Here is a 13843-nt window from a genome sequence, read left to right on the forward strand (position 1 = left end):
GAACGATCGGATGGTCGTCGATCGCGCCGAGACGGATGGGCGGCCGGTTCTCGGGCGAGGCTCCAGCTGGGGTCACCGCTCAATCGTCTCGATTTCACGTCGCGACGCATGTCCCGATTTTCCGGGACCGTGCTCGATGGCTGGGACACATCCTTCGTGACTGAATCGTAGATAGGAGTGGCGATCGGTCTGGATCTTGCTGCCTGCCGGCAACCGTCCGATCAGTCGCCGCTCGACCCGCGCCACATACGGGGTGACATTGACCGCGACCAGGCTGCCGCTCGGGCGGGGAGTCCAACTGACCCTCACCTGTACCTCGCTCACATCCATCGGCTCCAGGCTCGAGAGCACCGACCGGACAAGAACGGCTTGGCACTCAACCCCGTCGGCGTGGCGCGCCAACGACAGATTCGCGCCACGCACGCGGAGGTCGTCGACGATCCCGACGAGCTCGACCGGCCAGGTCGTGATGCGACCGCCGAGCACGTCCCGCACCCGCGCCTCGTAGACCCCGGCGACCCGCTGCACCTCCGGATCGCGACAGTCGAGCCGGCCGAGCGCGATCTCCGCAAGGAAAGGAGCGATCCGTTCGTTGAGATCGGTGACGCGCTCGGCCAGAAGCTGCTCCCTCGCCGCGGATGCCGCAACGCGCTCGTAGCTTTCTCGCTCGGCCTGCATCCGCTCCTCTGTGTGCGTTCCGAGCCGGTCGAGGAGGAACCGGACAAGGTAACCCATGGCAACACCCGTCGCTGGCATGCCGAGGGCCGGCGCCATCTGGCGCAACTGCGCGAGATCGGCCCCGCGCCAAGCCAGGAGCGTGGTGGGGCCGACGAGCAGCAGGAATACCCACGGGATCGTCTCGACCACCGGACGTGCCACGATCGCAAAGATGAACAGCACGAGGGTGCCACCGGCCAACCAATAGGTCGTCGGCTCGAAAGTGCCTGGCACCGACAGACCACCGGCGAGTGATGCGCTCAGACCGATTGCCATCAACGCGGCCGCTTCCGGTCCGGTGGCATCGCGCTTACGCAGGGTGCGCCATGCCCGGAACCACACGAGCGAGGTCAGCACGGTTGCCAGCACGGCGAATGCCGGGGCGGCGAGCGTGTGAGCGATCAGCGCCATCTGAACAACATTCAGCAGGACGTATGGGATGCCAACATCTCCGGCCAACGATCGGACCTCGAACGCACCGCGCCAGTCGCCCAACGATCGTGCCGGTGACCACTCGAAGGACACCGTCGTCCCACGAGCACCCGACCTCACTCGTGCGGTGCCTCCGACGTCATTGAATCTGCCGACGATTCCGTTGCGTACCCCGAAGTGGTCCTCCGGCAACCTCGTGGCATCGAAGCCGACGCCACCGTCGCGGACACTGGCACGCAGTCCACGGCCGACCCGGCGAACGGTGACCTCGGCACTGCCGCAACCGCTGTGCAGACGCACATTGCGCAACGCCTCACGGATGGCTTGGCACAGCGCCTCGCGGACCGCCACCGGGGCGGAGATCTCCTCGACATTCCAGCGAACCTCGAGTTCGATGTCGCGCGCGGCTCGCGCGAGCTCGGCGCGTAGGTTCACCGCCAGCGCATTGGGACCGCCCAGCCTGGCAAGATCGGCAACAACAAGGGCTGCCGACGATTGAACCTCGCGCCGACTGAGTCGCTGCCCCAACGTGACGGCTCGGAGGGCGTGCACCACGCCGTCGTGCAGAAAGTGGTTCACCCATCGGGTCTGCGCCTCCTGCGCCAGGGCGTGGGATTCAAGTCGCCGCTGCGCGGCCGATCGCACCGCCTGGCGGTCGAGTTCGAGGGCCGCTCTGCGCCCGCCCCGCACGCAGATCACCACCGCGAGCACCGTTGCGAGCCGTGCCAGCGAATCGACCAGCACGATCGCGATGTCGCGTTCGTCACCCTTGAGGTAGGGCACGGCGACGACAACGAGATTGAAGACGAGTACCGCAGCGGCGCTCCACAGCGCTTCCCCGGACAACGCGATGTAGCTGCTGAAGAGGGCGACCGTGATCGGCACGACCTGATCGCCGGGTGGGGCCGCGATGTGGATGATCAGCACGGCGACGGAAACGACACACGCACCGTACGGGGTGAAACCGCGAACCATGCAGTAACCAACGGAGCCAACGCCCACCATGGCGACTGAAAAGAGCGTCGTGTACTGGCTACCCGACCGATCGATTGTCGTCCACGCAATCATCAGGGCGAGCACAAGGCCGGCACCGTACAACCACCGCGTTACTTGATCGAATGCACGGACTGACAGGTCCGGCGGCCGAGATCCCCTTGCCATGCTCGGAGCTTGGCACGACGGTGGTGATCTGGAGCATATTTTGCGTAAGTACAGAATCTGCGCAAGAAGTCAGCGCACGATCCGGTCCTCCCCCTGCCCCTCCCCGACGGCGAGCATCGGCAGATCGTCCGGGGTGATCAGCAGGGTGGAGACGGCGTATTCCACCAGCACCATGCGCCGGTTGACTGCCAGGTCGCGCTCGGAGCCGCGCAGCCCGCGGACGCCGGCCCGGGTGAGTTTGTCGCAGACGTTGTCGAGCTTGCGGTTGAACTTCGTCTGCGTCCAGCCGAGGCGGCGTGCCGCGTCGGCCGAGGTGGGAATCTCCCAGGCGCCCGACCCGGTGTGCTTCAGCATCGGCTCGGCGAGCGCCAGGATCGCCTGCAGTTGCGACAGCGTGAAGGTGGTCGGCGCGATCGTCGTCTTGCCCCGAGCCGGGTCGACCACGTGCGGGGTCGACTCGAAGATGTCGGTGTCGGTGGTGAGTTCGAGCTCGTAGGTGGTCGCGCCGGCCGAGAAGGTGACGACGGACGGCGAGAACACGATCGGCACGCCGGCGCCGGGCGCCACGGTCGAGCGCATCAGACCGGAGCCGCCGGTGAGCGTGGCGGGCAGCCGGGAGCCGACGTTGTGCATCCACCAGAGACCGTCGCGGTGCGCGAACTCCAGGAAGTTGCGGTGCAGGTAGTCGTTGTCGTCTAGGGCGAGGTCGCCGGTGCGGCCGACGGTGAAGTTCGCCTCGGCGGACACCTCGAAGATTTCGCCGGCGAAGTCGATGGTCAGTCGGGCCCCTTGCATGTTGGCCAGTCTGGCACGGCCCAGTGCCCTCGGCCGGTTTGACGTATGGGGACACATACCCATGGAAACGAAGGCTGCCGCCTGTCCCGCCAATGCAGGACGTGCGGGCTGGCGCGGCGATACCTACGTTGCTGTTCAACAGGATCCATCGTTCCGAAGGGCAGCGTGATGCGAACCACTCGTCAGTCCGTTCCGGTCCACCGGTTAGCCACGGTGTTCGTCGCGATGCTTCTCTTCTTGGTGAGCGCCGGTGTGAGAGCGCCCGAGGCCAGAGCGCTCATCACTCTTGACCAGTTCGTCAGCTCGACCACCGGGCAGTCGTTGGCCAACGCACAGGGCGAGTATCGCGGTGAGTGCGTGAGCCTTGTTGCTCAATACCTCGGTCAGGTCCATGGGATCACTGTCGACCACTGGGGCAACGCCGTCGACTATCGCGCCGGTGGCACCGGCGGCAACCAACTCGCCGCGCGCGGCTTCACCTGGTCGACGGACACCAACTTCCGAGATGGCGACATTGTCGTCTGGGGCTCGGGCGCATGGACGACGTCATACGGGCACATTGCCGTCTGGTACCACGGGCAGATCTACGACCAGAACTTCAACGGCCGTCGGACCGGCGGTTCCCACGCCTTCTTCGGCTATGGGTACCTGGGTCACTGGCGGAAAACACCGCCCATCAGCAATCAGCTTCCGCAAGCCTCTCTCGACGACGTGAACGGTGGACCTGGGCAGATCCGTGTGCGCGGCTGGGCGTTCGACCGAGACAACTTGGCGGCGCAACTCGGCGTTCACGTCTATATGGGCGGCCCGGCTGGATCTGGAGCCCCCGGTTACGCCATCGCTGCGAACACCTCGCGCCCGGATGTCGAGAATGTCTTCGGCCCGGTGGGCCAGTACCACGGCTTCGACTCCTGGATCTCCACCAACATGCGTGGAACTTTCGCGGTCTACGTCTATGCGATCAATGTGCCTCAAGGCGACAATCCGCTCATCGGCCAACGGACGGTCACTGTCAGCGACCCGAACCCGTTCGGTCGCGTCGATTCCGCCACCTCGCCTTCACCGGGGTATCTGCGAGTCCGCGGATGGGCTGCCGATCCGAATTCAACCACCGCATCTATCGGTGTCCATCTCTACGTCGGCGCCCCGGCCGGCACCGCGGGTGCAGACGTCAAAGCGGTCACCGCCAACCTCAGCCGCTCGGACATCGCAGCGACCTACCCCGAGTACGGGGACAAGCACGGCTTCGACCTCACGTTCTACACCGGCCGTCGCGGCGCGGTTCCCGTGTACGGGTACGCGTTGAACACCGGGCCTGGAGACAACCAGGCAATCGGCTCCGGAACGGCAACCGTCGCTGCGCCGAAGTATGTGTCGTTGGCTCCGTCGCGGGTTTTGGATACGCGGTATGGGATTGGTGCGCCGAAGGCGGTGGTGCCGGCTGGTGGTCGGGTGGATCTGCAGGTCACGGGCGTGGGTGGTGTGCCGGCCGGTGCGTCGGCTGTGGTGTTGAACGTGACGGCGGTCTCGCCGACGGGTCCGGGGTCGGGGTATGTGACGGTGTGGCCGACGGGCGCGGTGCGGCCGACGGCGTCGAACCTGAATTTCGTTCCCGGACAGACGGTTCCGAACCTGGTCGTGACGAAGGTCGGTACGGGCGGCAAGGTGTCGTTGTACACCGCGGCGCGGACACAGTTGATTGCGGATGTCGCGGGGTATTACCCGGCGGGTGCGGCGTACACCGGGGTGACCCCGGTGCGGGTGTTGGATACGCGGTACGGGATCGGTGCACCGAAGGTGCGGATCCCGGCGGGTGGCACGGTGACGGTGACGATCGGTGGTGCGAACGGGGTGCCGGCGAACGCGTCGGCGGCGGTCGTGAACATCACGACGGTCGGGCCGGCGGGTGCAGGGTCGGTGACGGCGTATCCGGCGGGGGTGGCGGTGCCGTCGGCGTTGTCGGTGTCGTACCGGTCGAATCAGACGATCGCGGGGATGGGTGTGGTCAAGCTCGGCACGGGCGGCAAGATCACGTTGCGGTCGACGGCGTCGACGGAGTTGATCGTCGATCTGGACGGCTGGGTGCCGGCCGTCGGTGACACGGTGGCGTTCACACCGACGCGGTTGGTGACCAACCGTGCGGTGGCCTCGGGTGGGTCGTTCACCGTTCAGGTGGCCGGTGTTGCCGGGGTGCCGGCGAACGCGAAGGCGGTGCAGGTGACGGTGACCGCGGCGAACCCGTCGACGGCGGGGTACCTGACGGTCTATCCGACGGGCGGTGCCCGGCCGGTGGTGTCGAATCTGAACTACACCACCGGTGGGTCGATCTCGAACAGTGCGATCGTGAAGGTCGGCACCGGCGGCACGATCACCGTGTTCGCCTCGGGGGCAACCCCGGTCACGGTCGACACCTCCGCCTACTGGACCCCCTGACCGGATCGTTGCCGCTTCGCGCGGTCACCCGACCTTGTCCTGCACCGAAGAACCGAAGAATGAAACAGGAGATCCCGATGAACTCAAACGCCGACCGCGCCAAGATCGCCCTGTACCTCAAGGTGGCCGCCGCCATCGTCGCAGCAGTCCCGGTGATTCGAGCCGTCACCGGCTATTACCAATCGGAGGTGGTTTGGATGCTGCCCATGCTGGCAATAGCAGGCGCGCTCTTCTTCGTCGCGGGAAAGATGGAATAAGACCTTGCCCCGAAACAAGCGCATTGGCACCGATGACATGGGTTCGACATACGAACGACCTTGTTGGCCGTCGCGCGTGCCAATAAACCCAATAGTTGACGCCTTTGAAGTCCCCGCATCCTACGCGCCGATAATTGCGCGTGGTTCCGGCTTGATCTCGCTTCCGGCGACACTTCGAAGAGCTCGCCGGCGGAATCGACGGTCAAGCGCGGACCGGACATGTCGGTCAGTCTCACACCGGCGTTCCCTCGCGGACGGAAAGCCTGCTCACCGACGGAACGCCGCGTTCGGCGTTCCGTCGGTGACCGAGCGTCCCCTCGGCGGTACGCGCCGGGGCGTGCTCACGACGGGTAGACGGTCACCGCCGTCGCCTTGACCGCGAAGAACACCTGCTTGCCCGGGTAGAGATCCAGCTCCCCCACCGACGACGCCGTCACGTCGGCGAGCAGCGTGTCGCCCGACCGGTCGACGGCGCGGACGCGGACCAGCGACTCGCGCGGTTCGAGCTCGGTGATCGTCACCGGGAAAGTGTTGCGCGGGCTGCCGTGGGGCCGATCGTCGTGCACCGCAACGGAGTTCGGGCTGAACACCGCAAGCCCCCGCTCACCGGAGGTCAACGGTTCGGTCGGGGTGCCGGTCACCTCGACCCCGTGGTCGTCCTCCAGCACCGACTCCGTCGTGACCCGTCCGCGGATCAGGTTGAGGCCGGCGAGACCCGCGGTGAACGGGGTGCGCGGGCGGGCGACCACCTCGGCGGTCGGGCCCTCCTCGACGATCCGGCCTCCTTCGACGACGACCACCCGATCGGCGAGCAGCACCGCATCGAGCACGTCGTGGGTCACGATCAACGCCGAGCGCCCCTCGAGCACCCGCCGCAACACCCGCCGCAACATGGGGGCGGCGGCGACGTCGAGCGCCGCCATCGGTTCGTCGAGCAGCATCAGGGCCGGACGCGCCGCGAGCGCCCGCGCGATCGCCACCCGTTGCGCCTGACCGCCGGACAGTTGAGCCGGCTTCCGATCGGCGAACTCCGCAGCGTCGACCTCGGTCAGGAACTCCTGCGCGATGTCCCGTGCGGCACGCGCCCCGAGGCCCGACGCACGTGGACCGAACGCCACGTTGTCGCGCACGCTGAGGTGCGGGAACAGCAGCGGGTCTTGGGCCAGCAGGGTGACGCCGCGGGCGTGCGGGGGCACCCAGTGGCGTTCGTCGAACAGCACCCGTCCGTCGAGTTCGGCGCGCCCGGAGTCGGGGCGCAGCAGCCCGGAGACCAGGCCGAGCACGGTCGACTTGCCCGCACCGTTCGGACCGAGCACCGCGACGTGTTCGCCTGGGGCCAAACCGATTTCGACATCGAGCCCACGGGCGGTGAGCGTCGCCCGCATCGACAGCGCACCGGTCACCGCTTGCCTCGTCCCTGCGCCAGCGAGACCACCAACACCGCCACCACGACCAGCACCAACGACAGCGCGACCGCGGCGTCGGCGTCCGTCTCACGCTGCAGGTAGATCTCCAGCGGCAGCGTGCGGGTGACGCCCTGCAGGCTGCCGGCGAAGGTGAGGGTCGCGCCGAACTCCCCCAGCGAGCGCGCGAAGGCGAGCACCGCACCCGACGCGAGACCGGGCAGCACCAACGGGAAGGTCACCCGGGTGAGCACGAACGTCGGCTTGCCACCGAGCGTCGCGGCCACCTCCTCGTAACGCTGACCGACGCTGCGCAGGGTGCCCTCGAGGCTCAGCACCAGGAACGGCAGCGCGACGAACGCCTGCGCGATCACCACCGCGATGGTCGAGAACGCGATCTGGATGCCGAGCACCTCCAGGGTGTGACCGAGCAGCCCGCGCCGGCCGAAGGTGTAGAGCAGCGCGATACCGCCGACCACCGGCGGCAGCACCAACGGCAGCAGCACCAGCGAGCGCACGATGCGCTGACCGCGAAATCGGGTGCGCGCCAGCACCATCGCCATCGGCACCCCGAGCAGCACGCACAGCAGCGTCGACGCCACGGAGGTCTTCAGGCTGAGAACCAGTGCGGCTCTGGAGGATTCGGAGGTGACCAGGCTCGGGAAGTTGGCCCAGTCGACCTTCAGCAGCATCGCCGCGAGCGGCAGCAGCACGAAGACGGCGCCGGCCGCGGCGGGCACGAAGACCCACCGCGGCAGGCCCGCGTACCCCCGCCCCCGCGTCCGCGCTCCGGGGCGCCCGTCGCTCACCAAGTCACGGCTTGGCGAACCCGGCGTCGGCGAGCACCTTCTGCCCCGCGGTGCCGGTGACCAGGGCGATGAACTGCTTGGCCAGGTCGGCCTGCTTGCTTGAGCTCAAGGCGGCGATCGGATACTTGTTGACCGCCTCGGACGACTGCGCGAAGTCGATGCCCTCGACCTTGCCGTCGGCGCCGGCGACGTCGGTGCGGTAGATCAGGCCGGCGTCCGCCTCCCCCGCGGTCACCTTGTTGAGCACGTCGGTCACCGACGACTCCTCGCTGGCCGGCTTCAGCGTCACATTGGCGGCCTTCTCGACCGTCTTGGTGGCCGACCCGCAGGGCACCTGCGGCGCGCAGATGACGACCTTCAGACCGGGCTTGGTGAGGTCGGTGAGCGAGTTGATGCCCTTGGGGTTCTTCGGCGGCACCGCGATCTGCAGCGTGTTGGAGGCGAACAGGGTCGGCTCCTCCGCGACGAGCTTGTCGTTGGTCGCCTTGTCCATGTTCTTGGTGTCGGCCGAGGCGAAGATGTCGGCCGGGGCGCCCTGCTGCAACTGGGTGACCAGGTCGGACGACCCAGCGAAGCTGAAGGTCACCTTGACCCCAGGGTGGGCCGTCTCGAACTGCTTGCCGAGCTCGGTGAAGGTCTTCTTCAGCGAGGCCGCCGCGAACACGGTGAGCGTGCCCGACTCCGACTTCGAGGAGGCGCTGCTGGACCCCGCGTTCGAACCGGACGTGCTCAACGCGCCCTCGTCGGACGACGACCCGCGGCCACCGAGCACCGCCACCATCCCGGTCGACGCACCGATCGAAATAGCAACAGCAAGAACGCGATTCACGATTCTCCTCCAGGGGTTTCGACGATGACATTCGTCGACTTGATCACCGCGACGGCCACCGAACCGGGCTCGAGGCCGAGTTCGCGGGCAGCTTCGCTCGACATCAGCGAGACGACGCGGAACGGCCCGCACTGCAGCTCGACCTGCGCCATCACCTTGTCCATCACGACATCGGTGACGATGCCGACGAAACGATTGCGGGCCGAGCCGGCCACACCCGACGGGTCGGGCATCGAGTGCGCCGACGAGCGGGCGAACTGCGCCAACGCCTTGCCGTCGATCACCTTGCGGCCCGCGTCGTCGGTCTGCGCGGTCAGGGCGCCGTTGTCGATCCACCGACGGACGGTGTCATCGCTGACACCCAAGAAGGTGGCAGCATCGCGGATCCGGATTCGCGGCATGATGCGGATGCTATATCCGCATTCGCGGTTCCGGAAGGAGACTCCAACAGAATCTGCTGACCCAGGGAGCTAAAGCGGCTGAGGGTCAGTCGGCCAGGGGACCGAACGGCAACCCGCGCGCCTCGAGGTCGGCCTTGCCGCCGTCCAGTGCGGTGAGCACCCACAGCCCGCGCTCGGTGAGCGCGACCGTGTGCTCCCAGTGGGCGGCGCGGGACCCGTCGTCGGTGACGACCGTCCACTCGTCCTCGAGTTCGTGGGTCTCGTAGGTGCCGAGGGTGACCATCGGTTCGATCGCGACGGTGGCGCCGACCCGCACCTGCGGGCCCTTCGGCTTCACCCGCTCGTTGAAGACGGTGGGCTCCATGTGCATCTCGCGACCGATGCCGTGGCCGGTGTAGCCGTCGACGATCTCGAACTCGACGTCGAGGCCACCGGCCCGGTAGGCCCGGCCGGCCGCCTCGATGGAGTCCTGGATGTCGCCGCCCAGTTCGTAGACGCCGCGACCGGCGCGGAACCCGCCGATGCCCGCCCACATGGAGTCACGGGTGGCGTCGATCAGCGCGACGTCATCGGGGCGCGCGTGACCTGAACCGCCGACGATCAGGCTGATCGCGCAGTCGCCGTGCCAGCCCTCGACGATCGCGCCGCAGTCGATCGAGACCAGGTCGCCGTCGCGGATGACCCGCTCCCCCGGGATGCCGTGCACCACCTCGTCGTTGACCGAGATGCACAGCGTGGCCGGGAAGCCCTGGTAGCCGTAGAACGACGGCACGGCGCCCTCGCCGCGGATGAACTGCTCTGCGACAGCGTCGAGTTCACCGGTGGTGACCCCGTCGACCGCCGCGTCGCGCACCCGCTCCAGGCAGCGTCCGACGACGAGCCCGGCAGCGCGCATCAGCAGCAACTGCTCGGACGTCTTGACCGGCAACTTCTCCTTGCCGAGACCGAGGATCACGTCAGCGCCGGATCACGTCAGTTCGCGGCGGCCTTCGCCAGCGCCTGCTCGATGCGCTCGGTCACCTCGTCCATGTCGCCCTCACCGTCGACGCCGACCAGCAGGCCACGCTCGCGGTAGTTCTCGGCCAGCGGCGCGGTCTCGCGCACGTAGATCGCCTGGCGTTCGCGGATGACTTCCTCGGTGTCGTCGGTGCGACCGGAGGTCTCGGCGCGCTTCAGCAGACGCTTGATGAGCTCCTCGTCGTCGACGACCAGCTCGAGCACCGCGTCGAGCGACTGGTCGTTGTCGGACAGCAGCGCGTCGAGCGCCTCGACCTGGGCCAGCGTGCGCGGGTAGCCGTCGAGCAGAAAGCCGTCCTTGGCGTCGTCCTGCGCGAGACGATCGGCGACGATCGCGTTCGTGAGGTCGTCCGACACGTAACCACCGGCGTCCAGGATCGACTTCACCTGCTTGCCGAGCTCGGTCTCGTTCTTGATGTTGGCGCGGAAGATGTCGCCGGTGGAGATGTGCGGGATCTCGTGGGCAGCGGTGATGCGCTCCGCCTGCGTGCCTTTACCTGCGCCGGGCGGGCCGAGAATGATCAGTCGCACCTGCGAACCTCCGAAATTCGGGTCGAGGCGGCCTCGACCGTGGGAATCATCTCTCGGCACTTTACCGAGCGGGCCGGGCCGGATGGTGACCGGTCTCAGCACACGCACCGTCAGCCGATGTCGACGGACGGTGCGCCAAGGATCACGGACGGTGCGTCGGCTCCGCGATGACGTCGGTCGAACCGTCGGACAGCAGGCGGCTCGGCAGGTCGTCCGGGGTCATGCCCTGCGCCGGCGGGGTGTCGCCGACGATCGCGTTGTGACCGCGGTGCCAGAACAGGTAGCGGCTGCCGAGGTTGACCATGGCGGCGGCGCGGTTGCGCACACCGAGCAAAGTGAACACGTGCACGCCGGTCCAGATCGCCCAGGCCGGGAAACCGGTCAGCTTCGGCAGGTGGGTGGCCTCGGCGACGGCGGAGTTGCGGCCGATGGTCGCCAGGATGCCCTTGTCCTTGTACTCGAACGGGCCGACGGTCTCGCCCTTGAGCTCGGCGCGGATGAGCTTCGCCACGTAGGCGCCGCCCTGCAGCGCCGGCTGCGCGAGCTGCGGGAGCGCGCGGTCGCCGTCCTCGACGGCGATATCGCCGATCGCGAAGACATCCTTCATGCCCTTGACCCGCAGGTGGTGGTCGATCTCGATGCGGCCGCCGCGGCCTTGGGGCATGCCCCAGTTCTTGACCGCGTCGGGTGCCTTGATGCCGCTGGCCCAGATGGTGACGCCGGCCGGGATGAACTCGCCGTCGCCCACGACAACACCGTCGGGGCGCACCTGCTTCACCGTGGTGTTGAGGCGCAGGTCGACGTCGCGCTTCTCCAGCGACTTCCTCGCGTACTCCTGGCTCTTCTTGGAGAACGGGCCGAGGAGGTTCGGCGCCATCTCGATGAGCGTCACGTGCGTGCGCGACCGGTCGAGCTCGGGGTAGGTGATCGGCATGTCGTTGTTGCGCAGTTCGGCCAGCGCGCCCGCGGTCTCCAGACCGGTGGGGCCACCGCCGACGACCACGATGCGCACGTCTTCGCCCTGGCGGTGGGCGGCGGCGTACTCCAGGCCGGTGAAGATGCGGTCGCGGACGGCGAGTGCCTGGGCGCGGGTGTACAGCGGGAGCGCGTGCTGCTCGGCGCCGGGGATGCCGAAGAAGTTGGCGGTGACGCCGGTGGCGATGATCAACTTGTCGTAGCTGACCGAGCGGTCGCCCTCGAGCAGCACCTGTCGGGCGTCGTGGTCGATCGTGGTGACCTCACCGTTGATGAACCGCACCCGCGGGTTGTGCTCGCGCACCGCGCGCAGGAACCACGTGACGTCGCCGGGGTTCAGCGTCGCGGTGGCCACCTGGTACAGCAGCGGCTGGAAGGTGTTGTAGGTGTGCCGGTCGATCAACGTCACGTCGACGTCGGCCTTCCGCAGAGTGCGGACGGCGGAGAGCCCACCGAATCCGCCACCGATCACGACGACATGCTGCCTACGGCCCGTGTTTTCACCCATGACTCCATGATATTGGCTCCCACACAGCCGCCGGTCCGCTGAGCGTGTGACGTTCGAAACGCTGCGCTACCCAGCAGCACAAGGCGGATCTCGAGGTTTGTCAATGCCAGCGGTGGCGCTGGCCGGACCACAGCGCACGGCTCACGCAGGCGGGACGGCCGAGCCCCGCAGCAGGAATGGAGTAACTGCTGCGGGGCTCGACGCCGAAGGAGCCTGCAATTAACGAAGGAAACCTTCGTAGTGGTGCTGCTGCACCTTGGAGTCGATCTGCTTGACGGTCTCCAGACCCACACCGACGAGGATCAGGATCGAGGCACCACCGAACGGGAAGTTCTGGTTGGCCTGCACCAGCGCCAGCGCGATGAGCGGGATCAGCGCGAGGATCGCCAGGTAGACGGCACCGACGACCGTGATGCGGTTGAGGACGTAGCCGATGTACTTCGCGGTGGCGTCGCCGGCGCGCACGCCGGGGATGAACGAACCGCTCTGCTTGAGGTTGTCGGCGACTTCCTTGGGCTGATAGGTGATCGACACGTAGAAGAACGTGAAGAACAGGATCAGCACGGTGTAGACCGCCATGTAGAGCGGGTGGTCGCCGCGGGCGAGGTGCTGGTTGACCCACAGGCCCCAACCCTTGGTCTGGTCGGCGAACGCGGCGAGCATGACCGGCAGCGACAGCAGCGAGCTGGCGAAGATGATCGGGATCACGTTGGCCATGTTGACCTTGAGCGGGATGTAGGTGGAGGTGCCACCGTAGGAGCGGCGTCCGATCATCCGCTTGGCGTACTGCACCGGGATGCGCCGGATGCAGTTCTCGACGAAGACGACGACGATCGTGATCGCGATGCCCATGATGCAGACCATCACGAACTTGCCCCAGCCTTGGTCCTTCAGCGCCCAGACGGACGCCGGGACGGACGCGGCGATGGCGGTGAGGATCAGCAGCGACATGCCGTTGCCGACGCCGCGCTCGGTGACCTGCTCACCCAGCCACATGATCAGACCGGTGCCGGCGGTGAGCACGAGCACCATGATGATCATGGTGGGGACGTTGGAGTCGGTGGTGATCGTCGGGCAGGTCAGCTCGGTGCCACCGATGAGGCGGTACGGCGCGTTGACCGCACCGGCCACCAGCGTCGACGACTGCAGCAGCGCCAGACCGATGGTCAGGTAGCGCGTGTACTGCGTCATCTTGGTCTGGCCCGACTGGCCTTCCTTCTTCAACTCCTCGAACCGCGGGATGACCACGGTGAGCAGCTGCACGATGATGCTCGCGGTGATGTACGGCATGATCCCGAGCGCGAACACCGAGAACTGCAGCAGCGCACCACCGGAGAACAGGTTCGCCAGGCCGAGCAGGCTCTGCTGGCCGCTCGCCGCGCGCTGGCAGGCCTCGATGGCGGCGTAGGAGATGCCGGGCGTCGGCACGTGCGAGCCCAACCGGAACAGCGCCATGATCGCCAGCGTGAACAGGATCTTCTTGCGTAGGTCGGGCGTGGTGAACGCCCGTCCGAAGGCAGAAAGCAAAGGATCCTCCTGAGGTGCACCGTCCGAGGACGGCGTTCGACCGGATCA

The 13843-nt window shown here is 67.3% G+C and carries 12 protein-coding genes; 2 read left to right on the plus strand and 10 right to left on the minus strand.

What is annotated here, in order from left to right:
• Positions 1 to 72: 72 nt before the first annotated feature.
• Positions 73 to 2229, minus strand: a complete 2157-nt coding sequence (locus DFJ65_RS15650) for a sensor histidine kinase (RefSeq protein ID WP_147301429.1) — start codon at positions 2227 to 2229, stop codon at positions 73 to 75.
• Between the two features lie 150 nt (positions 2230 to 2379).
• Positions 2380 to 3105: a hypothetical protein gene (locus DFJ65_RS15655; RefSeq protein WP_115923826.1), complete on the minus strand. Its 726-nt coding sequence runs from the start codon at positions 3103 to 3105 to the stop codon at positions 2380 to 2382.
• 225 nt (positions 3106 to 3330) lie between these two features.
• Here DFJ65_RS15655 and DFJ65_RS15660 point away from each other — a divergent pair, with 225 nt between their 5' ends.
• Together DFJ65_RS15660 and DFJ65_RS15665 are read left to right on the plus strand one after the other, a co-directional pair.
• The gene (locus DFJ65_RS15660) at positions 3331 to 5538 is read left to right on the plus strand and encodes a CHAP domain-containing protein (protein ID WP_147301430.1); all 2208 of its coding nucleotides are present in this window, start codon (positions 3331 to 3333) and stop codon (positions 5536 to 5538) included.
• 59 nt (positions 5539 to 5597) lie between these two features.
• A complete protein-coding gene (locus DFJ65_RS15665) occupies positions 5598 to 5795 on the plus strand; it encodes a hypothetical protein (protein WP_115923828.1) in 198 nt (65 codons plus the stop codon).
• Between the two features lie 341 nt (positions 5796 to 6136).
• On the opposite strand, the gene DFJ65_RS15670 is transcribed toward DFJ65_RS15665, so the two are convergent.
• The 8 genes from DFJ65_RS15670 to secY all read right to left on the minus strand — a co-directional run bounded on the left by DFJ65_RS15670 (position 6137) and on the right by secY (position 13795).
• Positions 6137 to 7180 carry a sulfate/molybdate ABC transporter ATP-binding protein gene (locus DFJ65_RS15670; RefSeq protein ID WP_115924393.1) on the minus strand — a complete coding sequence of 348 codons (1044 nt, stop codon included), beginning with the start codon at positions 7178 to 7180 and terminating at the stop codon, positions 6137 to 6139.
• Between the two features lie 14 nt (positions 7181 to 7194).
• On the minus strand, positions 7195 to 7938 hold the full coding sequence (locus DFJ65_RS15675) for an ABC transporter permease (protein WP_425453004.1): 744 nt from the start codon (positions 7936 to 7938) through the stop codon (positions 7195 to 7197).
• 73 nt (positions 7939 to 8011) lie between these two features.
• Positions 8012 to 8788 (minus strand): molybdate ABC transporter substrate-binding protein, encoded by a 777-nt coding sequence (gene modA / locus DFJ65_RS15680; protein WP_115923829.1) that lies wholly within the window; start codon positions 8786 to 8788, stop codon positions 8012 to 8014.
• A gap of 44 nt (positions 8789 to 8832) precedes the next feature.
• Positions 8833 to 9237: a TOBE domain-containing protein gene (locus DFJ65_RS15685; RefSeq protein ID WP_115923830.1), complete on the minus strand. Its 405-nt coding sequence runs from the start codon at positions 9235 to 9237 to the stop codon at positions 8833 to 8835.
• 85 nt (positions 9238 to 9322) lie between these two features.
• Positions 9323 to 10192, minus strand: a complete 870-nt coding sequence (map, locus tag DFJ65_RS15690; RefSeq protein ID WP_342767526.1) for a type I methionyl aminopeptidase — start codon at positions 10190 to 10192, stop codon at positions 9323 to 9325.
• Between the two features lie 17 nt (positions 10193 to 10209).
• Complete coding sequence (locus DFJ65_RS15695) at positions 10210 to 10785, minus strand: adenylate kinase (RefSeq protein WP_211308465.1); 576 nt, start codon at positions 10783 to 10785, stop codon at positions 10210 to 10212.
• 142 nt (positions 10786 to 10927) lie between these two features.
• Positions 10928 to 12268, minus strand: coding sequence for an NAD(P)/FAD-dependent oxidoreductase (locus tag DFJ65_RS15700; RefSeq protein ID WP_115923831.1), 1341 nt, complete (start codon positions 12266 to 12268; stop codon positions 10928 to 10930).
• A 219-nt stretch (positions 12269 to 12487) separates the two neighbouring features.
• On the minus strand, positions 12488 to 13795 hold the full coding sequence (secY, locus tag DFJ65_RS15705; RefSeq protein WP_115923832.1) for a preprotein translocase subunit SecY: 1308 nt from the start codon (positions 13793 to 13795) through the stop codon (positions 12488 to 12490).
• Between the last annotated feature and the right edge of the window lie 48 nt (positions 13796 to 13843).

It is taken from the genome of Calidifontibacter indicus, assembly GCF_003386865.1.
Lineage (GTDB): Bacteria > Actinomycetota > Actinomycetes > Actinomycetales > Dermatophilaceae > Yimella > Yimella indica.